The 24,875-nt window shown below is 56.3% G+C and carries 24 protein-coding genes and 1 pseudogene; 14 read left to right on the top strand and 11 right to left on the bottom strand.

The window, feature by feature from the left end; all coding sequences use genetic code 11:
- Positions 1 to 165: 165 nt before the first annotated feature.
- The 3 genes from HRR99_RS19975 to HRR99_RS19965 all read right to left on the bottom strand — a co-directional run bounded on the left by HRR99_RS19975 (position 166) and on the right by HRR99_RS19965 (position 2,583).
- Entirely contained in the window at positions 166 to 954 is a 789-nt protein-coding gene (locus HRR99_RS19975; protein WP_233124577.1) for a COG3904 family protein, read from the bottom strand.
- A complete protein-coding gene (locus tag HRR99_RS19970) occupies positions 951 to 2,270 on the bottom strand; it encodes a hypothetical protein (RefSeq protein WP_233124576.1) in 1,320 nt (439 codons plus the stop codon). The genes HRR99_RS19975 and HRR99_RS19970 overlap by 4 nt, the downstream gene beginning before the upstream one ends.
- A gap of 112 nt (positions 2,271 to 2,382) precedes the next feature.
- Positions 2,383 to 2,583, bottom strand: coding sequence for a hypothetical protein (locus HRR99_RS19965; RefSeq protein ID WP_233124575.1), 201 nt, complete (start codon positions 2,581 to 2,583; stop codon positions 2,383 to 2,385).
- 328 nt (positions 2,584 to 2,911) lie between these two features.
- On the opposite strand from HRR99_RS19965, the gene HRR99_RS19960 reads away from it, so the two are divergent.
- Positions 2,912 to 3,517 carry a J domain-containing protein gene (locus tag HRR99_RS19960; protein WP_233124983.1) on the top strand — a complete coding sequence of 202 codons (606 nt, stop codon included), beginning with the start codon at positions 2,912 to 2,914 and terminating at the stop codon, positions 3,515 to 3,517.
- On the opposite strand, the gene HRR99_RS19955 is transcribed toward HRR99_RS19960, so the two are convergent.
- Positions 3,514 to 4,291, bottom strand: a protein-coding gene (locus HRR99_RS19955) for an IS5 family transposase (RefSeq protein ID WP_422387370.1) whose coding sequence is annotated in 2 segments (ribosomal slippage) — positions 3,514 to 3,961 and positions 3,960 to 4,291 — 780 coding nt in all. Because the reading frame shifts where the segments join, the coding sequence is not laid out codon by codon here. The genes HRR99_RS19960 and HRR99_RS19955 overlap by 4 nt on opposite strands.
- A gap of 409 nt (positions 4,292 to 4,700) precedes the next feature.
- Between HRR99_RS19955 and HRR99_RS19950 the strand changes: the two genes are divergently transcribed.
- On the top strand, positions 4,701 to 5,639 hold the full coding sequence (locus tag HRR99_RS19950; RefSeq protein WP_233124574.1) for a LysR substrate-binding domain-containing protein: 939 nt from the start codon (positions 4,701 to 4,703) through the stop codon (positions 5,637 to 5,639).
- Positions 5,640 to 5,654: 15 nt separating this feature from the next.
- Here the strand turns inward: HRR99_RS19950 and HRR99_RS19945 are convergent, their stop codons facing one another.
- The 3 genes from HRR99_RS19945 to HRR99_RS19935 are packed head-to-tail and all read right to left on the bottom strand — an operon-like array spanning position 5,655 to position 9,654.
- A complete protein-coding gene (locus tag HRR99_RS19945) occupies positions 5,655 to 6,503 on the bottom strand; it encodes an alpha/beta hydrolase (protein ID WP_233124573.1) in 849 nt (282 codons plus the stop codon).
- Positions 6,504 to 6,513: 10 nt separating this feature from the next.
- A complete protein-coding gene (locus HRR99_RS19940) occupies positions 6,514 to 7,695 on the bottom strand; it encodes a Bug family tripartite tricarboxylate transporter substrate binding protein (RefSeq protein ID WP_233124572.1) in 1,182 nt (393 codons plus the stop codon).
- A 6-nt stretch (positions 7,696 to 7,701) separates the two neighbouring features.
- Positions 7,702 to 9,654, bottom strand: coding sequence for a tripartite tricarboxylate transporter permease (locus tag HRR99_RS19935; protein WP_233124571.1), 1,953 nt, complete (start codon positions 9,652 to 9,654; stop codon positions 7,702 to 7,704).
- A 329-nt stretch (positions 9,655 to 9,983) separates the two neighbouring features.
- Here HRR99_RS19935 and HRR99_RS19930 point away from each other — a divergent pair, with 329 nt between their 5' ends.
- Positions 9,984 to 10,799 (top strand): PRC-barrel domain-containing protein, encoded by an 816-nt coding sequence (locus HRR99_RS19930; RefSeq protein ID WP_233124570.1) that lies wholly within the window; start codon positions 9,984 to 9,986, stop codon positions 10,797 to 10,799.
- A 24-nt stretch (positions 10,800 to 10,823) separates the two neighbouring features.
- Positions 10,824 to 11,273, top strand: coding sequence for a hypothetical protein (locus HRR99_RS19925; protein ID WP_233124569.1), 450 nt, complete (start codon positions 10,824 to 10,826; stop codon positions 11,271 to 11,273).
- 35 nt (positions 11,274 to 11,308) lie between these two features.
- On the opposite strand, the gene HRR99_RS19920 is transcribed toward HRR99_RS19925, so the two are convergent.
- From HRR99_RS19920 to HRR99_RS19905, 4 genes and pseudogenes are all read right to left on the bottom strand, one after another.
- Positions 11,309 to 12,319, bottom strand: a complete 1,011-nt coding sequence (locus HRR99_RS19920; protein ID WP_233124981.1) for a sensor histidine kinase — start codon at positions 12,317 to 12,319, stop codon at positions 11,309 to 11,311.
- 257 nt (positions 12,320 to 12,576) lie between these two features.
- Positions 12,577 to 12,923, bottom strand: a pseudogene (locus tag HRR99_RS19915) (transposase); the annotation flags it as partial.
- The gene (locus tag HRR99_RS19910) at positions 12,902 to 13,045 is read right to left on the bottom strand and encodes a hypothetical protein (protein WP_233124568.1); all 144 of its coding nucleotides are present in this window, start codon (positions 13,043 to 13,045) and stop codon (positions 12,902 to 12,904) included. The gene HRR99_RS19910 and the pseudogene HRR99_RS19915, both read right to left, overlap by 22 nt.
- Before the next feature lie 149 nt (positions 13,046 to 13,194).
- A complete protein-coding gene (locus HRR99_RS19905; RefSeq protein WP_233124567.1) occupies positions 13,195 to 14,121 on the bottom strand; it encodes a LysR family transcriptional regulator in 927 nt (308 codons plus the stop codon).
- 124 nt (positions 14,122 to 14,245) lie between these two features.
- Here HRR99_RS19905 and HRR99_RS19900 point away from each other — a divergent pair, with 124 nt between their 5' ends.
- The 10 genes from HRR99_RS19900 (at position 14,246) to HRR99_RS19855 (ending at position 24,849) form a co-directional block, all read left to right on the top strand.
- On the top strand, positions 14,246 to 15,166 hold the full coding sequence (locus tag HRR99_RS19900) for an ABC transporter permease (RefSeq protein ID WP_233124566.1): 921 nt from the start codon (positions 14,246 to 14,248) through the stop codon (positions 15,164 to 15,166).
- Between the two features lie 10 nt (positions 15,167 to 15,176).
- Positions 15,177 to 16,013: an ABC transporter permease gene (locus tag HRR99_RS19895; protein ID WP_233124565.1), complete on the top strand. Its 837-nt coding sequence runs from the start codon at positions 15,177 to 15,179 to the stop codon at positions 16,011 to 16,013.
- A gap of 31 nt (positions 16,014 to 16,044) precedes the next feature.
- Complete coding sequence (locus HRR99_RS19890; RefSeq protein ID WP_233124564.1) at positions 16,045 to 17,622, top strand: ABC transporter substrate-binding protein; 1,578 nt, start codon at positions 16,045 to 16,047, stop codon at positions 17,620 to 17,622.
- Between the two features lie 8 nt (positions 17,623 to 17,630).
- Entirely contained in the window at positions 17,631 to 18,446 is an 816-nt protein-coding gene (locus HRR99_RS19885; RefSeq protein ID WP_233124563.1) for a creatininase family protein, read from the top strand.
- A 2-nt stretch (positions 18,447 to 18,448) separates the two neighbouring features.
- Positions 18,449 to 20,086 carry an ABC transporter ATP-binding protein gene (locus tag HRR99_RS19880; protein ID WP_233124562.1) on the top strand — a complete coding sequence of 546 codons (1,638 nt, stop codon included), beginning with the start codon at positions 18,449 to 18,451 and terminating at the stop codon, positions 20,084 to 20,086.
- Complete coding sequence (locus HRR99_RS19875; protein ID WP_233124561.1) at positions 20,083 to 20,760, top strand: RraA family protein; 678 nt, start codon at positions 20,083 to 20,085, stop codon at positions 20,758 to 20,760. The genes HRR99_RS19880 and HRR99_RS19875 overlap by 4 nt, the downstream gene beginning before the upstream one ends.
- On the top strand, positions 20,760 to 22,307 hold the full coding sequence (locus tag HRR99_RS19870) for a gamma-glutamyltransferase (RefSeq protein WP_233124560.1): 1,548 nt from the start codon (positions 20,760 to 20,762) through the stop codon (positions 22,305 to 22,307). Before HRR99_RS19875 ends, HRR99_RS19870 begins: the two co-directional genes overlap by 1 nt.
- Positions 22,308 to 22,319: 12 nt before the next feature.
- A complete protein-coding gene (locus HRR99_RS19865) occupies positions 22,320 to 23,189 on the top strand; it encodes an N-formylglutamate amidohydrolase (RefSeq protein WP_233124559.1) in 870 nt (289 codons plus the stop codon).
- 474 nt (positions 23,190 to 23,663) lie between these two features.
- The gene (locus tag HRR99_RS19860) at positions 23,664 to 24,305 is read left to right on the top strand and encodes a P-loop NTPase family protein (protein ID WP_233124558.1); all 642 of its coding nucleotides are present in this window, start codon (positions 23,664 to 23,666) and stop codon (positions 24,303 to 24,305) included.
- Between the two features lie 358 nt (positions 24,306 to 24,663).
- The gene (locus tag HRR99_RS19855) at positions 24,664 to 24,849 is read left to right on the top strand and encodes a hypothetical protein (RefSeq protein ID WP_233124557.1); all 186 of its coding nucleotides are present in this window, start codon (positions 24,664 to 24,666) and stop codon (positions 24,847 to 24,849) included.
- The last annotated feature ends 26 nt before the right edge of the window (positions 24,850 to 24,875 follow it).

Raw genomic sequence — 24,875 nt, 5'->3', positions numbered from 1 at the left:
GATCGACCATATTGTTGGCGCGTGTGCGGTCGTGAAATCGCATTTCGATTCCCTCTGCTTGATGGATATCGGAACCGTTGAAACGCCTTTGCATTTTCGGTTGTCCGGGTCACCTCTTAGAAGCTTTGCGGGTGTGGACACCGGGTTTCGACATCTGATCGAGCGTCAGCCAGCGCTTGTTCCAGCCACAGGGGTTGCATCGGTTGTCAGCCGGTATTTCGACATTTCTGCGGGCGTGAGATAATAGAGCTTGTTAGGCGGTGTCTCCAGCGCGTGGATCCATAAACCGGCGCCGATACCCATTTCGTCGAGGTGTCGCGCGACGCGCGCGGTGGTTGTCTGAACACTGGACATCGCCTGGTCCGGTGAAGGGCGCTCGACGCTGCCATTGAACACCTGATGTACGCCCACAACGGCATCTTTTTCGGCCGATCGTGTCACGCCACCGGCAAAAACGATTGGGCAGGAAGAGGCGCAGAGCGCCTTTTGCGCAACCTTCGTGGCGATATTCTTCTCCCGGATCAGCTTGGACATCGCAACGGCGTCATCGACCGAACCTCCCGGTGAGTTCAAAGAGACCAATTTGATATACTCACCACGGGCCTCGACCTCGCTGGCAAAACGGCCGGCTGCGCCGGGGTCGATTGTGCCTTCAGCAACGAGCACGCCACCCGAGACAAGATTGAATGTCATCGGCTTGCGCAAGACTTCCTCCGTGCTCGAGGGTTGGACTGGCGGCGCTCCAGGCGCTCCAGGCGCGGTCGTCGGAGGGAGAAAGGTCGGCACGTCCCGTAATGTTTCAAGACCCGGTCGAGCCGCTTCAGCCGTGCTGATCTCCCGGATGTCGATCACCAGAAAGGCGGCCGCTGCCGTCAGCAGCACGTAGAAGGCGCCGCGCATCAGCACGCCATCGTCCATGCTGATCACGGCCTTGAGCGCGGATGCCGGTTTCATGTCGCCGGACCTTTGCGGGGTGTTTTGTTGAGACCGAGACTAGTGATGTTGTGTGTCTCCGTGTCATCCTTGTTGTCTTCGGCTTCTGCAATGGCATTTTCTGTGGCCTGTACTTCGGTGGCCGACATGGTTTCAGCGGCGATGGCCTTCTGCATCGCCAGCGTCTGCATCAGTTCTGCCACGGTGATCCGTTCGGCGAACGGCATGGTCTCTTCCTGCCTGCGGATTGCACCATTCACCACGGCCAGAATAAACACCATGACACCTGGCAACAGGTCGATGGAAATAGCCCCTGCCCATGCGGGAATGAAGTCGGAAGCATAACGCAGAACGGCTTCCGCCGACGAAAGAGGCACGAAACGCCGCTCGGCCACGGGAGCACGCGAGAGAATTTCGTCGGCAGCGTCGGATAGCACCTTGGATTGCGCCGCGACCGAGGTGCGGATGGTTTCCATCACGCGGTCCTGACGGGTAATCAGATCCTGTTCGCCGCCGTCGGGGATCGGAGCGATGAAGCCAAGCGAAAGATCGTCAGCCGCACGGCGGATGGAGGGAGCGATCGAGGTTTGCCCCAACGAGGTAATAACGCCGGTCAGGGCCACGACTTCCGACGAGAACTTGTCGGCGCGTGGTTCTACGACGCCGGGTGCCGAGACGAGACCACGCATGGTCTCGAGGCGCTTCTGGCCTTCGTTGAACAGGCTGGTAACCTGCTCACGCGAGGCATTGATGCCGTTTTCCAGTTCGTTCAGTTGCGACGACATCTGCGACAGCAGCGAGACGACGCTGCCGGAGCCAGTGGTGCCGGTCAGCGCGCCTGACTGTCGTTCGGATGCCGCAAGCTGGGTGAAACGCTCCTTGGCGCGTTGAATGTCCGGCAACAGGCTCTGTGCTGCCAGCGCATTCTGGTGCGCCTGGTCCAGATCTTCCGTGTAATCCTCGACTGTTTCCGCAAGATGCTGTTCAAGAGCCGCCGATCCTGCGAGCGCGGCAGCATTCAACCAGCTCGACATGGCCAGGATCATCACGCAGCCAACAGCCATCACCGCCAGCATGGCGGTGCGGCTGGAACGGCTGGTGACGTGCGGATAAAACCGCGCCATGTACGACCAGAAGGCATAAATGCCGACGGATACCGAGGCGGAGTAGATGATGGCGGCAAAAAACACCGCCGTCGGCGAACCGTCCAGAATGCTGCGCACACCCAGATAGGTGTAGACGCCAGAAGCGAGTGCGAGAACGGCAAGGGCGAAACGTGTCATCGTTTCGACCGCCGCCAGGCTTTCCTGCAAGCGATGCGATGCGCCAAGCGCCATGGCCGATCTCCGGAAAAGGAATGTATTCCTTAACACTGAATTAAAATTCGGCGAATTCAAGGCTGCTGAAATATGAGGCTTCCGCAGTGCACTATGGCCGGTCAACTTTCGGTTATTTCGGCCTGAAAACAGCCGCGGCAAGGGTTTTCTGGTTCGAAGGGAAAAGCGAGTGGCCCGGAATTGAGCCGCCGACTTCAGTTGAGTGGCTGCTGGCCATGGAAAGGCGGTTCTTCTTGGCACCGTCGAAAACGAGGTTCGGGCAACGGTTCGGAAGACGGATGAAGCCGATGGCCTTGCCTTGCGAATTCTGCACCTTGACACCGTAGGGGCCGCCATTGTCCTCCAGCCGTCACTACAGCCGTCTTATTGGACAGCTTGATACCGTCGGCAGGCACGTCGTAGCTCAAGATCACGCGGTGCGGTGCTGCGCGGCCTGCATCGGTGTGGAACTTCTTTTCGTCCGGGGAGAAAGCTAGACCTTTAGGATCTTGAGTTCTGCCGTGAGCCTGTTTGAATTATGTCTCGCGCAGAAGCATTCTTTAGGTAAAGCCAGTGAGCATCTGCATTGAAGATTGACGAACGGCAATTGCAAAAAGACTTCCGGAGTTGCCCAACTGGTCGTCGGCGTCCATATAGCTCAAATGACGCATGATTCGAAAATATTCGTAGGTCTTCGGTCCGCTCGCAAACGCTCGCCTTCGGTCAGCGAATCCACAGGCCCAAAATGCCAATGGGACGGGTGTGAAAAGAGCGGTTCTCACCGCGCGCCCGTGGGAGCGGGTGCTGAAGGTCTTTACATGCTGTTCTGTCTTGAGCATGTGACTGCCTATAACAAGGGATACAGTTTCACGGCACTACCATCTAATCCCAACGTAGCCCGTTACCAGAAAGAAGCGACAACGGGTGCGCGCCCGACCTGGGGAACAAAGGTTAGCGCGGCAACTGAAGCTCCTCTACCGTCTTCAGTTCGTTCAGGCTCGGCAAAAGTGATAAATGCTCGGAAGGGCGACGGGAAAGGGCAAACGAAGATCGGAGCCCAGCAAAGAAAGCTCAAGGTACTGGAAGCCAAAGCTTTCGAAATACTCGGCCTTTCTCCCCAGGCTACATCCCAAGAAATCAAGAGCCGTTACAAAGAGCGACTCAAAATGCACCATCCCGACGCTAATGACGGAGACCGCAATTCGGAGGATGCACTTCGATCCTCGATTGAAGCGTATAGAATTCTTAAACTGAACGGTTTTTGCTAGGCCACGGACTCATTAGTTGAGGCGATCCATATCCTCGTCGCGGCAAGCTTGAGGGCGGCGAGGTAATTGTCCGCGCGCCGGTCGTATCGCGTTGCGAGGCCACGCATCTGCTTGATACGGTTGAAGAACCGCTCGACGAGATTGCGCTGACGGTAGACCCAACGACTGAAACTGAATGTCTGCTTTCGATTGGATTTTGCAGGAATATTCGCCCAGCATTTGCGTTGCATGGCAAAGTCCCTGATAGCGTCGGTGTCGTATGCTTTGTCAGCAAGGATCGTTGCGCCGGGCTGGAGGCCGCCCAGGAGCTTTTCGGCCATAGGAGCATCGGCAGCCTGACCAGCCGTGAGCTCCAGGCGAACCGGTCTGCCGTCTGCATCGACAAGAGCATGCATCTTCGTCGTCAGGCCGCCGCGGGAACGTCCCATGCAAGGATCGGCAGAGCCCCTTTTTAGCGTTGGCACCATGCTGGTGAACGCGAACACAAGAACTGTCGATCATCAGGATATCTCCATCGTAACGCTTTGAAACAGCGTCAAGAAGACGATCCCAGACGCCCGCCTTGCGCCAGCGGGAGAACCGATTGTAAAGCGTCGTGCGAGGACCATAGCGCTCCGGCACGTCTCGCCACGATGAACCAGTCCTGAAACGCCACAGGATGCCATTGATAACACGGCGGTCATCGACACGTTCAATTCCACGGCTGTTGTTCGGCAGCAGCGGTGCAATGACAGCCCATTCTTCGTCGCTCAATTCGTGACGGCGCATGGCAATATCCTTTCAACGAGATTGAATCACACACCGCCAATAAGATGAACCCCGTTTATGGGGACACTGCCTAGAACAATATGCAGCAACGAGACCGGCGCTAGCAGCAGCGTTGGAGCACTGGCCCGCAGCGTAGAATAATGCTGCACAATGCCCTTGCCGCATCAGGCGGACGTTTCTGCTGTCCCTCTCTCCCATTGTCTGGGAGCGTTTCTCCCTCTCCTCAAGGTCTTCGTGGAAAACTTGGAATCGACCAGGACGCGTAACGTCGTTTAGTACCTCGTTCGGCTATCCATGCGAGGCTTCTCCTACTTCCCACCGACCACGCCTTTACGTTGAAATAGCTCGCAAAATCCGATGCTATTTGAAACTCGATCTCAGCTTTCCCTTGCTTGATCATCCGGTTGGTCTGTAATTGCGCTATGACAATCTGGATGACAACGTGCGTATATCATGGACATTTGCCCAGCTTCGGGTCGTGGAGGCAGCGATCCGCAATAACAGCTTCGAGCGGGCTGCCGAAGAGTTCAACGTAACGCCAAGTGCCATCAGCCAGCAGGTGTCAAAATTCGAGAAGATGCTGGGTGCGCGCCTCTTCGACAGGCATGCGCGCGGCGTTGATGCGACACCAAAAGCTGCAGAACTGGCGCAACGCGTGGGCGTAGCGGTGGACATTGTCGAGCGTGCTCTCGAGGATTTTGCTGAAGAGAGTGCCAGTGGGCCCGTCCGTCTTCGCATTTACCAGACCTGGGCGACTCGCTGGTTTATCCCCAGACTGTCAGCCTTACATCAGGAGTGGCCGGACGTTCGCGTTCAATTCGAAACCGGCATGCAAAATGTCGACTTCAGCAAGTCGGACATCGATTTCTCCGTGCAGTTTATGCCGAATGCAGACGCCGGAGTGCTGGCAACACCGCTTTTCCCTCAAATCCTTGTTCCGGTGTGCACAGCCGGGGTGGCCGCGCGACTGAACACACTCGACGATCTTCGTGATCAGCCCCTCATTGCATCTGCGAACCGACCAGATGATTGGCCAGTGTGGTTGAGTGCTATGGGATTTAAGCAGGTAGCGCCGCAACCAAACCTTATTTTCAGCAACTCGACACTGGCTTATCAGGCGGCCCTTGCGGGAAGCGGAATTGTCATGGCCCAGGCTCATCTCATAGAAAGCGAGATCATAGTGGGCACACTGGTGGCGCCCTTCCCGACCGGCATTGACAGCGGGAAGGTTATTGCTCTGGTCGAACCAAAGGGCGTTCGGCTTCGCCCCGCAGCCCGTGCATTCAAGAAGTGGATACTTGCGGAGGCCCCGACAGCTGGTTCCATGCCGCTATTTCTCGATGCTATTCTTTAGGGCCGCGAACGCACCTTAGACAGAGTGGCGCTGGAGAAACTCGATAATTGTATTCGTGGTTGGAGGCTGTTGGAACTCGGGGGCACCGTGACCGATCCCTTCAAGCTGAATCAGTTGACTTTCCACGCCTGCCACCCGCAGATGAGCATCCAGAATGACACCTTGACTGAAGGGAACAACCCGGTCTGCATCGCCATGAAGCACCAGAAACGGCGGGGCCTCTGAACTGATCCAGGTTACCGGGCTTGCACGTCTGGCAAGAACTGGATTGTCGCGAACACTGTAGCCAAGGAGCTGATTGGCTGGACCGTCGGGCGCATCGTGATCCAGCCCACCCAGCATCGGTCCTGCCATTGCGATCAGGTCGCTTGGGCCGTAAATCGACACGACCCCGCGGACTGGCGTCACTGGTCCGAACTCCGGTTCGCTCGTGGCAAGTGCGGCCAAACTGGCGAGATAGGCCCCAGCAGAGGCGCCAGCAAAGAACACGCGTCCCGGATCGATCCCATACTTGTCAGCGTTCGCAACAAGATGGGCCGCTCCGCTTCGAAAATCCTGGACCTGTGCAGGAAAGGGTTCATCAGTGGCGAGACGATAGCCCGTACTCGCAAGAGCAAAACCGTGTTCCAGAACGTACATCATCCGTATGGCGAGCTTATTTCGCCTAACCCAAGCTCCACCGTGGGCGAAAAAGACGACGGGAAGACCCGGCTTCGCATTTGCCGGAAGATACAGGTCGTAACACTGCCTGGGGTGAGACCCAAATGCGATATCCCGCAGCACCGTGGTGCCCTCAGGGGGTTGTGGATCGGGAATCTCGGTTCCTTTATGGACATAGGCACCGCGGTCGGTTTGAGATGTCATGCGCACTCCTTTATGAGAGCAATTCCTGCAACAGTGGAAACCGGTTTTGTGTCCGGAAATGCTCTGGAAAGCGAGCGCATCCATATGCGCCCGCATCGAGAGGATCAGTTGAGTTTGACGCCGAGTTTGGTCTGATACCATTGTGCAAGCCAGGTAACGCCTCCGCGTCGAGCTTTGCAGCGTTGGAGAACTGCTTCATCGCGATGTCACCGGTGGACTGTGGATAGTCGCCAATTTCGGTTTTCGCTCTGGCGACGAATTCAGGGTCGGCAAAGATTTTCTCAAATGCCGCCACATAGGCGGTCCGAACCGACTCCGGCGTTTTGGCTGGCAGAACAAGCGCTTTTCCCGTGCTGACAGACGCATTGAACAAAGCAATCCAAGCGCGCTTTGCTGGCCCATCGAGATCTTTTCCTTTGGTCTGGCGGTAAAGCTCAAAGAATGTCTGCATCTGCGGGAATGCCGGGTCGCGGACGATCTCTCCATTGGCGTCGGCAAAGCCGAAGCTCATCAAAGGCACTGCCTGACTGGATGCGACAAGTGGCTTCACATTGCTGTTGAATGCCGCCGGCGACTGATGATCGACATTGAACTCTCCGCGTTCGAACGCAATACGTGCGGCCCCGCGCTGTGTTCCAAAGACAGGTTTGACTTCTAGCCCAAGCAAATCAAGCGCAAGAATTACCAGAACGTCAGCGGATGTCGGAGAAGCTGCCCCATAGACCAGCGGCGCAGAAACGCCTTCGATACCCTTGCCAGGCGTGGCACCGGTCTTTTCAGAAGCATAGATCACGCCTCCAAGCGGCGACAGATAGACGGGAATGAACGAGTCAATTTCAAACCGAACCTGTCTGTCACGCAGAAGGTTTGCCATGAACACCGATGAGGACATGGCGAGAAGCTCGCTTCCATCATGTTCGGCGCTGCGGAAAAACTGATTGGTTCCCGGCAGGCCGCCTCCCCCTGGCTGGTTCTGCACGATGATGGACGGCGTCCCTGGCAAGGTTTTACCCAGATAGGGTGCTATCATTCGAACCAATGTGTCACTACCGCCACCTTCTGCGAATGGTACGGTGATTGTCACCTGCGATGGCTCGAACGTCTCTTGCGCTTTCGCACCGACACTCTGGCAAGCAAATAGAGCGCCCAAGGCGAGTGCTTTAGCAAAAATCCTAAAATGTTTCATGCTCATTCCTCCTCAATGAGTTGCGAGTTCAACCAGAATGCCAGGCGGCATGTGGACAGATGTAACGTTGGCGAGGCCCCAGAATACCGCGATGGAAATCACCGCAGCGCTTAACGAGGCAATGATCGACGCTTTTGCCCGAATGCGCAGGAAGACAGTCAGCAGCAGCCCGCCTCCGATAAAGAAACCAAGGGCCCAGATCAGACCGAGGCCAAGCAATATCCAAAGCAGAGGCTGCAACTGTCCCGATTCCTTGAGCGATTTGCCGGACTCTTGATCGAGAAGCACATGAGGGCGACGGCGAACCAGTCCAACTGTGACAGCGGTGATGCAAAGGATGCCAATGCCTGCGACGGCCATGGGGAAGATCTGGCTGAGCGGCGAAAACCCGACCATTGCAATAATGCCAACACCAAAAACGCCGAACAACAAGATCGGGATGGTAAATTGCGCGGCCGTCAATCCGCTGACCTCCGAGACAGAACCGGCCGTGGTTTCGGTATCGAGACGGTGTGCGCCCAGCAGTGTTCTGCCAAGCGTGAAGAGAATGACAGCTGTCACAGCAAGCACGATAGGCCGCGAGAAGAACTCTCCGAAACTATAAATCTGGGCGCTCTGATAGAGGAGAACTTCAAGATTGTCCTGCAGAACGAAGCCGATGAGAAACGCCGGGCGGGCATAGCCGAACCGCCGTAGAAACACGCCAAGCACGCCAAACCCGGCGAGAACAACGATATCCAGAGGCGCCTTGCTGGATTGCAGTACCGCAAAACAAACGACCAGAAGCAGGATCGGCGCCAGCCATACAAAGGGAATCCGGGTCAGCCGCGCAAATGTACCGGACAGGAAATAGCAGGCCAACGTACCGATGACGTTTGCAAGCGCGAGAGCCCAGACAATGCTGAAGGTGAGGGACAGATTTCCCTGAACCATCGCCGGTCCCGGCTGTATACCCACAAGGATGAGGCCCGACAGGAACAGCGCTGTCGAGCCAGATCCGGGAACGCCAAAAAGCAGTGTCGGCAACAACGCGCCGCCGAGGACGGCATTGTTCGACCCTTCGACGGCGATGACACCGCGAATGTCTCCTTTGCCAAACTGGCTCTTATCTTTTGCGGACCGCACGGCGTGACCATAGGCGAGCCAATCAACAACGGCGCCGCCAATTCCGGGAAGAGCACCGATCAAGCAACCGAGACCTGAGGTTCTCAAAACCAGCCACTTATGCTCGATCACATCACGGATACCCTGGCGACTGCCACCCTTGAGCAATGGTCGATCGGAAATCGTCGCACCGTTGCGCAGCAAATCCACGATCTCAGGAATGACGAAGACGCCGAGAACACAGGCAATGAGAGAAAAACCGTCTCCGAAATGGTAGATCTCGAAATCAAGTCGATATTCACCGGTAGCGGGCGCTGCACCGACTGCGCCAATGAGCAGACCCAGGCAGCATGCCGCCAGTCCCTTCCCGAGGCTGGCGCCTGAAAGCGCCGCCACACTTGCAAGCCCAAAGACAACCAGCATCAGCATTTCCGGCATGCCGAAATACAGGATGATCTGGCGAGCCAGAAGCAATGTTCCCGTCAGTACAACCGCGCCGAAAAGACCGCCCAGCATTGAGGCGAAATAGGCCGCAGACAGCGCGCGCCCCGCCTCACCTCGCTTGGCCAGCGGAAAACCATCAAGAATTGTTGCTTGAGATGATGCGGAGCCTGGAACACCCAAAACGATGGATGTCACCGTGTCTCCGGTGGCCACCGTCGCCAGCATTCCGATCATCAGTGCCAGGGCAGACGCCTGATCAAGCCCGAAAATAAAGGGAAGCAAAAGTGACATGCCAGCTGTTCCACCAAGTGCTGGCAAAACCCCGACGACGAGACCGAGAGCGGCACCCGCGAGCAGGAAAAGCGGCGTATAACCGGAAAAGAGGAGCGCAAGCCCCCCGAAAATATTGTCGAACATGTTTCCTCCCTGCGCGATATTCACGCATCCTCGGGGGCCAACTTTTCGAATACGCCCTCAGAAAGCAACACAGCATCTCTAAGTCTAGGATTAGAGAACGTAATCCTAGACAGTTCACGCCCCAAGCAAGAGCCTATCGATTTGACTTACTTTTCGTGGTTCGTGTCGACAATGGATGCGCCATAGATCCGAGGTCTTATTGGGATGGAACAAAACAGGACAAGCTCCGTTATGACATTATGATCGAAGCGTCACGCGGTACGCTCTTTCCGGATTGACGTGCTTAACACCACGAGGTCAAAGCACTCTCCGCCGATCGGACCTCTTTTATGACCCTCTTTAGATCTGCGGCTATTGCCGTTGGACTCACATTCTCAACTGCGTTTTTTGCCACGCCCGTGCTGGCTGCCTGCAACATATCAGATGCAAAGCTTGAAGAGGCGATCTTACAAAAGCCGGAGTTACGGGACCCTGAGAATCGCTATCTTGTGTTAGATCTTAGAACTTTGCGTGATGCAGCTTTTCTGCTGTGGACCTACGGGCTGGAAGATGACTGCGAACGGCTCGTCGGCAACATAAAGGAGCTGATCGCATCCCCATCAATGGGCGGACGTGGCACGAGTGACGAAGATGCCGTCGATCAGCAGCAGGCCGCGGGCGAGCCGTTGCAACAACGGTTGGGCAAGGTCAAAGGCAGCCGTGGCACACTTAACGAAGGTCCCCTCGTGCCGATCAGTGCACTTGATCCGGGCCTCTTGGTCAACGAGATCGTGGGTGCAGAAGTCAGGACGTCCGACGACAAAATCGTCGGTGAAGTCCGCAATGTCGTTATTGGGACAAAAGACCAAAAAGATTACGTGATCGTGGCATCCGGTGGCTTTTTCGTCCCGGGAAAAGACAGTCTGGTGGTACCACTTCTTTCTATGGTAATCGATCGCGCACGGACCAGCTTCTTCCTACCTATCACCAGTGCCCAGGTGAAATCCGTGCCTTTGATGCCCGATCAGGATTATCTCTGGCTCGATGATAAGGAATGGCGGGCCAAGAACGACGCGATTTTCCAGAGCCTCCTTTCCAATATTGCCAGTATAGACAAAACCCTCACACCGAGGTTGGGCACGAAACGACCGTCAACGGCCCAATAGCCGTGGTTGTCGAGGACGAGCCACGTGTTGCTCTTCAAACGCAGTGCCAACGGTGATGCGGCGATTGCGCGCTACGCTCGGCAGTGGCGAAAAGTTTTCACACAGAGCCAGCACTCTCATTTCATTCTCATGAAGATCGGGACCAACATGACCCAATATGCTGCTGAAACATCGGTTCTAGCTGAAATAGTTACGTTGAGGCAGGCTCTGCCAGGATGGATCGTCAGCACGGTCGAATTGGTCGAGCTTGCAGAAAACGCCGAGCGTGCCGCCCGTGCCGTCAATCCTCAAACAGCGGACAGGTCGAGCCAGCTCATTGTTGAAGTCGCCGAATGGCAGCAGAAATTGACAGACTGGCAAAAAGAAGAGCTAAGCCCACGCCTTCTGGCGGAGCTTAGAATTCTTAAGGCTACGCTGGACGCCTCCATGGATGAGGCAAATGCAGCGGCAGCCGAGCTGAAGCTTTTCATCTGATCCGTGCTGTACGTCGGTTGATCCAGGTCGATACTCTAGCTTGCCAAACGCTCTGGATCGACAACCAGAGTCACGACGAGGCCTTCCTGCGCCCAGTTATAATCTATCGACCCGCGCAGGTGCCCTTTTACGCTGCGCTCCACAAGCTTACTGCCATAACCGGATTTGGACTGTGGGTGGACGACCTTCGGGCCTCCGTTTTCAGTCCATACAATCGTGACCGCCTCGTTTTGTGCCGAGCATGAAACGTCGAGAGTTCCGGTATCAACGGACAGAGCGCCGTATTTCAAGGAGTTGGTGGCAAGCTCATGGACGATGAGCGCAACGACGGTCGTGGCACCTTCCCCTACGCTCATCCGTGGTACCGAGACGCGGATACGCCCGCTGAAAGCGCCAAGATCATCATAAGGTGCGAGAAGCACTGTCAGAAGATCACCCAGCAGAGCAGATGGAGCTTCCGTTTGCCCAGGTACCGGTCGGACCAGATCATGCGCCCGTCCCAAAGCTGTCAGCCTGAGTGTCAGTTCGCGGGCCATATCCTCGACCGTTGTCGTTGACCGCGAGGTGATGGCGGTCAGGCCAGAGGCAATGGCAAGAAGGTTTTTGACACGATGGCTCATTTCACCTGCCAGCAGTTCGCGGCCTTCTTCGGCTTGCTTGCGCCCTGTGACATCAATGAAAATGCCGAACATGATCCCTTTGACCATACCGGCGTCGTCACCCTGACCGCGCGCTGAAATCCATTTGAGTTCATCCGCGATCGTGATCCGGAAATCAATCTCGTAGGCACCAATGATGGAGCGCGTCGCTGTAAAGGCTGCACGAACCCGGTCACGGTCGGCCGGATGAATGTGCGCGGAAAGATCTTCGAATGTGACGTCCCTGCCTTTAGGAACACCCCATCGCTCATAAGAATGATCATCCATAGCAAAAGCGTCAGTGTTGACGTTCCATGACCAAAGAGTAACCCCGGCTGCTTCGATGGCGCGCACCAGATTTTTCGGTTCCCACAGAAGTGGTTTAAGTGTGTCCGGCGTCGTCGTCATGGGAACTCCATATTGCCATACGTTTCGGACGAATAGACCTTCGTCGTCACGCTGTTGAATTCCAGCTCTATAGCGAAAATACGACCGAATGTCAGAATAGCTTTGCAGTGGAAAATTTGTTGCTTTCTTTCGCATACCCTAATTAAGTGACTGTCCTGATTAAGATTTTTAATGAAAATCAATGGGTGGGGATGAAGCTATTATACCTTCTGAGCGCGCAGATCGGGCGGGGGGTGCAGATAAAAAGTTGGACTGCTTCATAATTTAAGGCCGAGGGTCTTACGATATTCGACCGGGCTGAGCGATCCCAGTGATATCTTGATACGCTTCTCATTGTACCAGCGGATATAGGCATCCACCTCGGCGACGAACTATTCGATTGTCATAGCCCTTCAGTCTCGGGGATAGAGAGCTCTGTTTTCATCCGACCGAAGAAGCCTTCACAGGCGGCGTTGTCTTGCGAGCAACCCTTTCGGGACATTGAACGAACCAGTTTCGCTTCGCTAATCCGGGTTAGCCAGCCGGGCCAGCGATAATGAGCTCCGCGATCGGAATGGACAATTGGCCGTGCCTCTGCTTCGGTCACGGTCTCAATGGCTGCATCCCTCCCATGCGCCCGGCGGCATCCATCAATTGCTGGTCGATATGTAGATTGGGCGCATTAACCGCGTCGCTGCGGACGAAGACGCACACGACTTCATTGCGGGCAGTGTCCTTGAAGCGCATGTCCGAATAGTTCTTGACGCAGATGGCGACGATGGCCGGATCATGGGCAAGGGGTCACGCACACATTTTCTCCACTGGTTCAGGATGAACGGCTACGGGTGATGAATTGCTCAAGCCGAGCGTTCCAGCAGACGGAAGCATGGGGGACATTATGCGATATCCGCAGGCAGAAGACGGTTTCTCCCGGAAAACTGCCGTCTGGAAAATTCTACGAAATCCAGAACGGCCTTTGATTTTTCATTCGCCTGCCATCCCACAACGAGCTCCACCTCGTCCGGAATCTCAGTAAGTGGGCGGTAAACGAGATGTGGGCTGAGATTATGGGCGAGCCATGACGGCGCGATGGCAATGCCGACGCCCGCCGCAACAAGTGTGGCTATGGCAAGCGTGTGTGATACTTCCTGAACCACCATGGGGTAGATCCCTGCGAGCCGGAACGCATCCATGATGACATGGTGATAACTTGCACCAACCGTTGGCGCATAGGTGATGATGGGTTCACCGGCAAAATCCTTGACGCTGATGGCTTCCTGCTTGGCCAAGCGGTGATCCTTGTGGAGTACTGCCACAAATCCTTCTTTCAGCAGATGCTCGGTTTTCAGAAAGCCCGCAGGATTGGTGGGGCGGATGAAGGCCACTTGAACGGTTCCGTTCTGAAGCATCTCCAATTGGCTGGCGGTGCCGAGCAGTTGCACATCGACCTGGATATTCGGATATTGCTTGTGAAACTCGGCAATGACGCTAGGCAGCACATGCGACAGGGCAACGTGAACGCCGCTCACGTAAATCTTTCCACTATCGTCGCCGGAAATAGAACGGGTGTGCGTGACCGCCCTGTCGATACCACCTAGTATTTCCATCGCATGACGCAGGAAAATCTCTCCCGCCGGCGTCAGTTTCACGCTGCGTGTCGTGCGCGATAGAAGACGCGTTCCGATGCGTTCCTCAAGTTGACGAATCTGCTGGCTGAGAGGCGCTTGTGCCATGCCAAGCCGGTCTGCCGCGCGGCTGAAATGCAGCTCCTCCGCTACGCAGGCAAAATAGTGAAGGTGACGAAACTCTATGCCGTATTTCATATCCTACAGATATCAATACCCGGCTCATTTTGTAATAGATAATAATTTATTTCCGTGATTATCTGAAAAAAACTAATGAAATAACGGGAATAGCTGAAACATTAATTCCAGAAAACGGAGCACTATGACACGCTTCTGGTTGCTGAAAATACTGCGTACAGCTTTGACGCTGTGGTTCGTCGTGACCTTCACATTCGTTGTTCTGAGAACGTCCGGAGACCCGGTCGTCGCGCTTGTCGGGGCGGATGCTACACCTGACGAGATAGAACAGTTTCGAGCCTTATGGCGGCTCGATGACTCACTCTGGGTTCAATATTTTCGCTACATCGGACAGATGGCCACGGGCCAGTTCGGCATCTCCTACCGCGACGGTCGGGAAGTCATCGACATCATTGCGGAACGTGTGCCATGGACGATCATGCTGGGGCTGTTTGCCTATGCCGGTGCAATCCTCATCGGCATTCCGGCGGGCATCATCGCCGCCATCAAGCGTGGCTCGCCCTTCGACAATCTGATCATGGCCACAGCCGTATTCGGCTTCGCCATACCAAATTTCTTCCTCGGCATCCTTCTCATCCTGTTGTTTTCGCTTGGCCTGCAATGGCTTCCCAGTTCCGGTACGGGAACGATATGGCATGTCCTGATGCCGGCTCTGACGCTTGCAACATTTACGGCCGGAACACTTGCCCGCTTCACGCGCTCGGCCATGCTGGAGGTGCTGGACAAGCTCTATATCCGAGCAGCGGCCGCAAAAGGTGTCCGTTACTGGAAACGCATCGTGTTCCACGCGCTTCCCAATGCGGGTATCCCGATCATCACCATTATCGGCCTTAATCTGGGTGAACTCATTGCCGGTGCGATTGTGGTGGAAACGGTGTTTGCTTGGCCTGGTGTCGGCAGATTGCTCGTGACAGCCGTGTCGTCTCGCGACCTTGCAGTCGTGCAAGCGTTGGTTCTCATCATGGCGGTCACCATGGTCATGGCCAACCTCATCGTGGACCTGCTTTATGGTTTGCTTGACCCGCGTATTCGCGTCGCGAAATAGGACGATTACGATGAAGCGCCGCTCTCCCATTCTCATTTTCGCTGTGGTCGTGCTGGCACTGACTGTGTTCATCGCCATCGTCGGAAATATCTTTACATCGCATGGCGTTACGCAACAGAACCTGCTTGCGCGTCTGAAGCCCCCGGCATTTCTCGGCGGTAACCCGGATTTCCCGCTCGGAACGGATCGCATCGGTCGCGATATGGTCGCCCGTGTCATTGCCGGTTTGCAGATGTCCCTTACGGTCGCCATGGCAGGTACGATCATCGGCGCCGTTTTCGGCTCTCTCATCGGCTTCATTGCCGCCCATTTCCGCGGCTGGGTGGATGAGGTGCTGATGATGCTGGTGGATTTCCAGGCATCGCTGCCGTTCATCCTCATCACGCTGACGCTTCTGGCATTCTTCGGCAACAGTCTGACATTGTTCATCCTGCTGATGGGACTGTTTGGATGGGAAAAATATGCCCGTCTTGCCAGGGGTGTCGTGCTGTCGGCGGTCAACCAGCCCTACGCCAAGGCCATCGTCGCACTGGGCGCTGGCAATAGCAGGCTCTATGTGCGGCATGTGCTGCCCAATGTCGCAAGTGCTTTGATCGTTCAAGTGACGCTGACATTTCCGCAAATCATCCTGCTTGAGACGTCGCTGAGCTTTCTCGGTCTCGGCATCCAGGCACCGCAGACGAGCCTCGGTCAGATCCTTGGCGATGGTCGCGACTACCTCTCAACCGCCTGGTGGATTTCTGTTGTGCCCGGCACGGTGATTTTCCTCGTAACACTCTCGATGAGCATCGTCGGGGACTGGCTGCGCGACCGGCTTGACCCGATGCTTCAGGGACGAAACGCGTAAATAAATAAAACAAGATCAAGGAAGGTGGAACATGTTTACCAGGCGTGAAGTTGGAAGTCTCCTGCTCGCAGCAGGCGCAGTCACATTGGCAGGCCGGGTGCCGTTGGCGCAGGCCCAGCAACGGCCCACACTCAACGTCGCCGTCGATAATCTGTGGGCGACGATGGCACCGATCAACGGCATCTCCACCACATCCCGCCGCATCTTTCCGAATTTCTACGATACGCTGGTCGAGCGGGATTATATCAATGACGAGAATGGTTTGATCTTCGCGCCCAAGCTTGCAACCAAATGGGAGCAGAAGGGCAATATCTGGACATTCACCCTTCGCGAGGGCGTGAAATTCCACGATGGCAGTGAAATGACTGCCGAGGACGCGGTCTTCACTTTGTCGCCAGAGCGTCTCTGGGGCGAGAAACCTTTCGAACCGCGTGGCAAGACATTTACGGCGGGTTTCAAGCGGGTCGAAGCAACCGGAAAATATACGTTCGAGATCGAAACCGCCGCACCCGATCCCAACATTCCAGCCAAGTTGACCGGCTATATCGGCTTCGTGGTGCCGAAGAAATATTATGTGGAAGTGGGCGTCGATGCCTTTGGTCAAAAGCCGATCGGTACCGGGCCCTACAAGGTCACAACCTTCCGTTCTGGCGAGATCATGGTCCTCGATGCGTTCGATGAATATTGGGCGGGGCCTCCTCCGGCTCAGAAGGTCAACTGGAAGATCATTCCCGAATTCGCTGCACGCATGGCCGGTCTGGTCTCGAAAGAGTTCGACTTCATCGTCAATATTCCGACCGACCAGGAAGCGTCGCTGGAAAGCTATGATGGTGTTACGCTGAAGCGCGTTCTGGCGGATAATTACCCAGCGATTGCGTTCAATACGCGGCCGGACCCCGTGGACAATCCGCTGGTCGATCCGAACCTGCGTTATGCCATGGTTCAGGCCATCGATATGAATGCCATTGTTCAGGCGTTGTTCAACGGAACGACCGAACATCCAGCTGTGCCCTTCAACTTCAAGGAATATGGCAAGTTCTATGATCCGAATTTGCCGGTCAAGCTTCCCTACGATGTCGAAGCCGCCAAGGCGCTGGTTGCCAAGACGAAATACAAGGGTGAAACGCTGATCTGGCATATCACGCGCCAGTTCTACCCGAACTACGAGGCGGCTGCCGAAATCATGATCGAGCAGTGGCGCGAAATCGGCGTCAATGTGCAGGCGCAGGTGCTGGATAATTTCGAACTGGTCTATCGTCGGCCATACCACATGATGAACATGTCCATGAGTTCGGACTTCATTCCGGGAGACCCGTATCAGCCGCTCTGGCTGGATTGGGGTCCGACGGCATCGCGTTCAACGGCAAGCTGGAAGACCTGGGATCCGACGCCTGAATTCCTTGATCTTGGCAAGAAATTCGATTCTGCGATCGAATTCGAGGAGCGCAAGGCTGCGTATCTTGCCCTTTCCGATGAGTGGCAGCGCGTCACGCCGGGCTATTACATGTGGAAGAGCGTCTATAACTGCGCCCACCGTTCCGGCATCGAGTTCCGCCTCAAGCCGAACGGCGAAATGCGCATCTACGGCGACTACTTCAAGTTGGTGTGATGAGCAACATGCGCAAGAACGCCCTAAAAGACATGACGTTCGCGGAGTTTCGCGAACGTCTTCCAGAGAAACCCGTGATCCTTCTGCCATTCGGCAGCCAGGAAGAGCAAGGGCCCCATGCCCCCATGGGTGATTTCATGCTGACTGAGGCCATCGCGCTCAAGGTGGCCGAGATGTCCGGCGCTATCGTGGCACCGACCGTGCCTTTCGGCTATGCCGATTTCTTCAAGACCATTCCCGGCGGCATCCAGTTGCGGCCCGCAACCTTCATGGCTCTTGTCGAGGATATGGTTGCAGCCTTTCTGGATCACGGCATCGATCATATCCTCATCCTTAACGGTCATACGACCAACGCGTCACTGATTGATCAGGCGGTACGGCGTGCCCGTGCAGAACGCGGCGTGTCGGTGGCATCGATCAATCTGTGGCAGTCGATACCGGACGCCCTGTGGCAGGAATTGCATGGTCCGGCGGTTGCTGCGGCGCGCGGCCATGGCGGGGAACCGCTCACCTCTGTTTATATGCATCTCTTTCCCGAGTTGCTGCGCATGGACCTCGCAAGACCAGCCGGTCGCGCAAAGGCATTCGGGCTTGCCACGGGTGGGGTCAACAATGTCCAGTTCGAAGGCATGCCGGTGAATGTGCCGCTCAACTGCCATGAAGTGAATGTCGATGGCATGCTGGGCGGCGATCCGCTGCTGGCAACAGCCCAAAAAGGCGAGCGGATCGTTCAGCATCTCGTCGGCTTTTGCAGCCGCTTCGTCGATCACATGCGCGCCTTCGACATGCGCTCTCCGTCTGACCAGACACAAAAGGCGATTTGACCATGAGTGACGTAAGGCTGTCGATCGACCACTTGAGCGTTCCCTTGCCGCAGGGCGCAGAGCGCAGCTTTGCAGTCGAGGACCTGTCCCTGACTGTCGCCAAAGGTGAAATCCTCTGCATCGTGGGTGAATCCGGTTCCGGCAAATCCCTGACGGCGCTTGCCACCATGGGATTGCTGCCCAGCAATCTTGGCAAGCCAATCGGAAAGGTCATATTCGAGGACAAGAACCTCCTGACGATTGATGACGCGACAAGGCGCAGCATCACCGGACGCAGCATCGCGATGATTTTTCAGGAGCCGGCCGCCGCGCTCAACCCAATCTTCCGCATCGGTGAACAGGTGTCCGAGGCGTTTCGGGTGCACACGTCTCTGTCGAATGCAGAAATCAAGGAACGGGTCATCACGCTGTTCCAGGAAGTGCAACTGCCCAACCCTGAACAGATCTTTCATTCCTATCCGCATCAACTGTCCGGTGGCCAATGCCAACGCGTCATGATTGCCACGGCGCTCGCGCTCGAACCCTCCGTGCTGATTGCGGATGAACCGACGACGGCGCTCGATGTGACAACACAGGCGCAAATCCTCAAGCTGATGCTCGAACTGAGAGAGCGGCACGAAACAGGCATTATTTTCATCACCCATGACTTCGGCGTGGTGGCTGAAATTGCCGACCGCGTGGCAGTCATGCAAAAGGGCAAACTCATCGAAATCGGATCGCGGGACGACGTTCTCAATCATCCGCAACAGGATTACACGAAAAGATTGCTGGCGGCGGTGCCGACGCTCACACCTCGCAAGGAACGGGAGGGCCTCGGGACGCCCGTCCTCATCGCGAAAAACATCATCAAGACGTTTTCCCTGTCAGGCGTTTTCGGGTCCGGTCGTGTCGTCAAGGCTGTAGACGACGTCGATATCACCATCCGCCGCGGTGAAACACTGGGGCTCGTCGGCGAATCCGGTTCTGGAAAATCCACGCTGGCGCAATGCGTCATTCGCCTCGTCCAGCCTGAAAGCGGCGATATTGTCATTTCGGATGGCGATTTTTCGGGCCTGCGTGGCAAGGCACTGCGGGAAGCGCGACGCAAGGTCCAGATCGTCTTTCAAGATCCCTATACGGCGCTCGATCCGCGTCAGCGTATCGGGGATGCCATTGCCGAAGGACCTATCGTCCACGGTCTGGACAGGAAAGCCGCCATGCAGCGTGCGCTCGATCTGCTGGAGGCCTGCGGTCTGGATCGGGCTTCGGCGACGCGGTTTCCGCATGAATTTTCCGGCGGGCAGAGACAGCGTATCTGCATTGCCCGCGCGCTTGCCGTCGAGCCGGAACTGCTGATTGCCGACGAGTCCGTTTCCGCTCTCGATGTCTCGGTGCAGGCGCAGGTGCTGGAACTTTTGGCAAAAATGCAGGCGCGGCTTGGTTTCGGCATCCTGTTCATCACGCATGATCTGCGGGTTGCCAGTCAGATTTGCGACAACATCGCCGTCATGCGTCACGGTCGCATCGTTGAGCGGGGTGATCCGGCATCGCTGTTTGGCGCGCCGAAAGATGCCTACACGAGAGAATTGCTTGCCGCGGTTCCAGGCAAGGGTTGGCAACACAAGCCGGAAGCCGCCAAAATTGCAGAGGATCTGTCATGAAGAAGTACCATATCGGCGCCCAACCCAAGCAGATCGATCCCGAACTGATCGCCAAGTTCGAAAGTGTCGAGGTTGCCACCATCGGGCATTTTCGCCACCGTGGTTTCGTCCATCGCTCCATCACGCCTGTTGTCGATGCGGGCCGTACCTTGGTCGGCACTGCCGTCACCGTCGCCATTCCCGCAACGGATTCCACCTTACTCCACCATGCGGTCTCCGTCATCCGCCCTGGCGACTTTCTTTTTGTGGATCGCCTCGGCGATGACCGGCACGCCTGCATCGGCGGCGGGGTGGCATTCGCCATCAAAACCGCTGGAGCCATCGGCGTCGTCATAGACGGGCCATGTACGGATGTTGAGGAAATCATCGATCTGGGCATGCCCTTGTGGTCGCGCGGCGTGTCCGGCATCACCACACGGCTGAACGATCTGGGTGGCTCCCTCAACCTTCCTGTCTCCTGCGGCAATGTGCCTGTTATGCCGGGAGATGTGGTCATTGCAGATGCCAGCGGTATCCTCGTCATCCCTGTCGACGAGGCGGAAGAGGTCGTGGAAGAAGCCATGATCCGGCAGGCGCGGGCAGGGCGCAACAAGGGCAAGATCGAGGCTGGCGAGAAGCTTGGCGATCTCTCTGGCGCAAGCCGCATGGTGGCGGCAGCGCTGGAGGCGAAGTGATGGAAAATCCCCAATTCGATCATCTGCGCGTCGAGCGTAGCACAACGCGCAAGACGCCGGGTGTCAGCCCAAAAGGGGTGGTCACGTCTCAGCATTTCGTGGCGGCGGAAGCAGGTGCCGCCGTGCTGCGTGCCGGGGGAAATGCCGTCGATGCGGCTGTTACCGCGGCCTTCACCTTGCAGACGGTCGAACCGTGGATGACCAGCCTTGCCGCCTGCGGTTACATGCTGGTGGCGCAGCCCGATGGAACGGTCGAGACCATCGAATTTACCGGGCGTGTGCCATCCTCTTTCGATGCTGATTTTTACCGGCCTGACCCCACCATCAAGACATTCATCGGTCATCCCGCCTCCTTGGAAAACCGTAATGTGGACGGGTTTACCGCTGCGGTCGTGCCCGGCTGCGTGCGCGGCTTTGCAGAGGCGCTGAAGCGCTATGGAACGATCGGTTTCGACGCAGCACTCGCACCGGCTATCGACCGTGCCCGAAAGGGTCTCGTCGTTGACTGGCATACCACACTTGCCATCGCCATTGCAGCATCCGGTCTTGCCAAGGATGAAGGCACGCGCAGCGTGTTCATGCCGGATGGTTATCCGCCGGAACCCGGTACCGTTCTGCCGTTGACGGCACTGGCCGAAACACTGGAGTCACTGGCCAAGGATGGTCCGGACGCGCTTTATGGCGGTTCCATTGGCCAAAAGCTGATTGCAGATTTGCAAGCGGGCGGCAGCTTCATGACGCTTGACGATCTCGCGGTTTACGAAGCGCAGCTATACCCGGCACGAAGCATGACCTTGCAAGGCAAGACGCTTCATGTTGCAGGAGAAACGAGTGCCGGGCAACGCCTGTTCGATGCTCTGGACTTCTTTGACAAGACCCGTGGTATTGGCCCCGTAGATGCCCAGTTCTTTACCGCCATGTCTCAGGCCCTTTGGGAATCCTTTGGCGCTCACCGCCGCAGGCTCAACCCGGCGGAGACCACCAACAAGACCAGCACGACGCAGGTCAATGCCGTGGATAGCGAGGGGCGGATGGTGGCAATCACCTTCACCTTGCTGAATCGGTTCGGCGCACGGGCTTTGTCCTCCTCGACCGGCATTCTGCTGAACAACGGCATGTCCTGGTTCGATCCCACCCCTGGTCGTGCCAATTCCCTGACGCCGAACGCCTATGCGCCGAGCAATATGTGCCCCGTTGTCCTCACCGATGCCGATGGCACATTTGCCGCCTATGGCGCCGCCGGTGGTAACCAGATCGTGCCATCACTTGCGCAGTTGACCGGCATGATTGTGCATGCTGGCATGGATATCGAAGATGCGATGAACACCCCGCGCATGACGACGGGTCCCCATGCAGACATCATCGTCAATGTCGATATGCCTGCTGACCACATTGCCGCGTTATCGGAGATCGCCAAGGTCAAAGCCGCAGCACAGGTCGTTTTCCCACGGCCTTTCGCGGCGCCGGGCATGGTTGGCCGTCGTGGCGAAAGCTTTATCGGCATGGCGGACACCACCTATCCTGCGGCTTACGCTGCCCCTGCATGAATGGAATATGGCATGAAAGATTTTTCGATTTCGCCTCTAGATATCGAGGGCGTTCTGTCCATCCTGCCGCCAAGTGCGCAGTCCATCCCCATGGTGTTCGACTCGCCCCATAGCGGCCTGATTGTCCCAACTGATTTCGAGCGGGCCGTCTCCGACGAACTGGTGTTGATGGCGTCCGATACTTATGTCGACGACCTGTTCGGCTTTGCGCCTTCCATCGGCGCTCCCATGCTTCTGGCTCACTTCCCGCGAAGCTTTCTCGATCTCAACCGCTCACTGCAAGATGTTGATCTGGAGCTTATCGATGGCGCGTGGCCGCATGCAGTGCGAGACAGCGCCTCGGCGCGTCGCGGAATGGGCCTGACCTGGCGTTTTGCCTGGGGAGACCAGCCTATGTATTGCCGGAAACTGACCGTCAACGACCTTGAAAAGCGCATCGATACCTACTGGCGCCCCTATCATCAGCAATTGGTCCGGTTGCTGGATAAGACTTACGCCGCTTTCGGTCGCGTCTACCACGTAAACTGCCACTCCATGCCCGCCATAGGCCACGCCCTATCGCCTGACCCGGCAGGAACTGTGCGAAAAGACATTGTTGTCGGGGATTATGACGGGACGAGCAGTGAGCCGGAATTCGTGCAATTGGTCATCAGAACGCTCGAAAGTTTCGGCTATTCCGTTTCTCTCAACGTGCCATTTCGTGGCGCGGAGCTCGTGTCCGCCTATAACGCACCAGAGAAAAACCGCCACAGCATCCAGATCGAGCTTAACCGCAAGCTTTATATGGATGAGGTTACACGCGAGAAAACCCTCGGGTATGACAATCTCAAAGCAAATCTCGCTAGATTGGGTACGGTTCTACAACGGTATGTTGAGTCATGACGGAAATAGCCCGATTTTTATAGACGCTCTCGGGGATGTTTTTTGCCCAGCCCATTCTGGCGAATTTCATCCCCCTAATGTAACACAATATTTTACTGGGATATGTGAATCCGTTTATTAATAATTAATTCCAAATATAAATTGATACGTGAAAAGTCCTTCAGAGAATTAGAAGATCGTGCTTCTTACGCACTATAACATTTGGATGTTATGAAATCTCAGCCCCCAGTTCGAAACCCAGAGCCGATTTTTCATCGCTTTGACATCGCTCCTCCTGATCCAGATGCCTGTCTCGATCAGCTATATGCGGCCTTCATACGTCATCGACCCTCGTGGAATTGGTGCCGGCAGTGCTTCACGCCGGAGACGGAAGAGGAGACACGACGGCAGCCTAATCCCCGCCGCGCGCCAGCTACAAGCTTCGCACACATTTATCACGAGCATCCGAATTGTTCCGGCGGGCGTGAGACGTTCTTGTACTGGTTGCCGCGTGGACTTACGCTATTTCTCCTCGACCTTGACTTTGACTCGTACGCCTCGTTTCTGGAGGTCATAATACGCCTGACACCGTGGCGGTGGTCGTTCGATGAACAGGATGCAGTAAGGACGTTGTTGTGCCGTGCTGCTCTCGGCTGGTTCGAGTGTGGCGACCCAGCGCCGCTACGGCTTGAAAGGGAGGCACAGGATCAGTCGTATGACGGCGGAATTTCCGAGGCGCTGGTACGGGCGCTGCTGGCACTGCGCGTGGACCCGTTTGACCTGTTCGCCTGGCTGGCAAGGAAAGGCGGGCAGCGCGCTTACGAAGTCCTGCTGGACCTCGCCATCGCGCCACGGCTGACGGAAGATCCGACCTATTTCGTCTTGGATGAGGAATCGGAGGCGACAATCCAGCACGCGGCGCTTGATGCATTAGACAGGCTGGCGCGCGACGCACTCACGCGCATTGTCATCGGACACGATCGCGCGACGCGATTATGGGTCTGGGCTGAACGTTCCGATCCAATGATGGCACGCTCGATCGCAGAGACGGAGGTCATGTGGCGTGATCGCCTGCGCCATTCGTCATCTATGGCTCGCGCAGCCGACCGGGTTCTGGTGGCAGCCGCAATCGGGTGAAGCTTGCCGGTTAATGACCGCCATATTGGTTTCGAGAACCGGTTAATCTAGGGATGTGATCCGTTTTCCAAGCAAGTTAACGTTCTTGGGCCTTGGCAGCGACGTTGCTCGCGGCGCAAACGAAGTCTGTTAGCCGATTAACAGATTTCATTTTGAAGCATGTGGGCAGAGCATAATCGCCGCCAGCTTTGCCTACCAAATCGGGTGCTTTGATCATGGAAACGACTGTCATGGACGACATGGTACGACTGGAAGGATACATCGCCTCCAAAGGGATACACGCGCTGCGCCGACGCCGGTAATTGAAAGTTTGCCGAGCGTCCTATGCTTCCTCGAAAATCATCGAGCGGAGAGACCAATGGATGTCCAAATTGCCGACGTGACTGACTGGGACCCCAACGAACTTGGAAATCTCAATCTGGCCGTTCCGCTTTTTTCAGAAGAGACCCTGTCGTTTCTGGGTTTTGGCGTGCCAACCAGCCAGCCATCACTCGGAACACTGATCAAGATCGGTTATGGCTATCTCTTCTCTGTTGAATGGTAGGGCGTGTTGTTCCAAGCGGCTTGCTT

It is taken from the genome of Agrobacterium vaccinii (assembly GCF_021310995.1).
Taxonomy (GTDB): domain Bacteria; phylum Pseudomonadota; class Alphaproteobacteria; order Rhizobiales; family Rhizobiaceae; genus Agrobacterium; species Agrobacterium vaccinii.
This window is presented reverse-complemented; position numbering and strand designations above follow the sequence as displayed.

Excerpts from the sequence above, each read along its gene's own strand:
- HRR99_RS19920 (WP_233124981.1), bottom strand. The coding sequence starts at position 12,319 with ATGACGACGACGCCGGACACACTTAAACCACTTCTGTGGGAACCGAAA.
- HRR99_RS19865 (WP_233124559.1), top strand. The coding sequence starts at position 22,320 with ATGAAAGATTTTTCGATTTCGCCTCTAGATATCGAGGGCGTTCTGTCC.
- HRR99_RS19960 (WP_233124983.1), top strand. The coding sequence starts at position 2,912 with ATGACGCATGATTCGAAAATATTCGTAGGTCTTCGGTCCGCTCGCAAA.
- HRR99_RS19885 (WP_233124563.1), top strand. The coding sequence starts at position 17,631 with ATGCGCAAGAACGCCCTAAAAGACATGACGTTCGCGGAGTTTCGCGAA.
- HRR99_RS19855 (WP_233124557.1), top strand. The coding sequence starts at position 24,664 with ATGGATGTCCAAATTGCCGACGTGACTGACTGGGACCCCAACGAACTT.
- HRR99_RS19935 (WP_233124571.1), bottom strand. The coding sequence starts at position 9,654 with ATGTTCGACAATATTTTCGGGGGGCTTGCGCTCCTCTTTTCCGGTTAT.
- HRR99_RS19970 (WP_233124576.1), bottom strand. The coding sequence starts at position 2,270 with ATGGCGCTTGGCGCATCGCATCGCTTGCAGGAAAGCCTGGCGGCGGTC.
- HRR99_RS19870 (WP_233124560.1), top strand. The coding sequence starts at position 20,760 with ATGGAAAATCCCCAATTCGATCATCTGCGCGTCGAGCGTAGCACAACG.
- HRR99_RS19975 (WP_233124577.1), bottom strand. The coding sequence starts at position 954 with ATGAAACCGGCATCCGCGCTCAAGGCCGTGATCAGCATGGACGATGGC.
- HRR99_RS19940 (WP_233124572.1), bottom strand. The coding sequence starts at position 7,695 with ATGAGCATGAAACATTTTAGGATTTTTGCTAAAGCACTCGCCTTGGGC.
- HRR99_RS19930 (WP_233124570.1), top strand. The coding sequence starts at position 9,984 with ATGACCCTCTTTAGATCTGCGGCTATTGCCGTTGGACTCACATTCTCA.
- HRR99_RS19880 (WP_233124562.1), top strand. The coding sequence starts at position 18,449 with ATGAGTGACGTAAGGCTGTCGATCGACCACTTGAGCGTTCCCTTGCCG.
- HRR99_RS19945 (WP_233124573.1), bottom strand. The coding sequence starts at position 6,503 with ATGACATCTCAAACCGACCGCGGTGCCTATGTCCATAAAGGAACCGAG.
- HRR99_RS19875 (WP_233124561.1), top strand. The coding sequence starts at position 20,083 with ATGAAGAAGTACCATATCGGCGCCCAACCCAAGCAGATCGATCCCGAA.
- HRR99_RS19890 (WP_233124564.1), top strand. The coding sequence starts at position 16,045 with ATGTTTACCAGGCGTGAAGTTGGAAGTCTCCTGCTCGCAGCAGGCGCA.
- HRR99_RS19895 (WP_233124565.1), top strand. The coding sequence starts at position 15,177 with ATGAAGCGCCGCTCTCCCATTCTCATTTTCGCTGTGGTCGTGCTGGCA.
- HRR99_RS19900 (WP_233124566.1), top strand. The coding sequence starts at position 14,246 with ATGACACGCTTCTGGTTGCTGAAAATACTGCGTACAGCTTTGACGCTG.
- HRR99_RS19905 (WP_233124567.1), bottom strand. The coding sequence starts at position 14,121 with ATGAAATACGGCATAGAGTTTCGTCACCTTCACTATTTTGCCTGCGTA.
- HRR99_RS19910 (WP_233124568.1), bottom strand. The coding sequence starts at position 13,045 with ATGCGCTTCAAGGACACTGCCCGCAATGAAGTCGTGTGCGTCTTCGTC.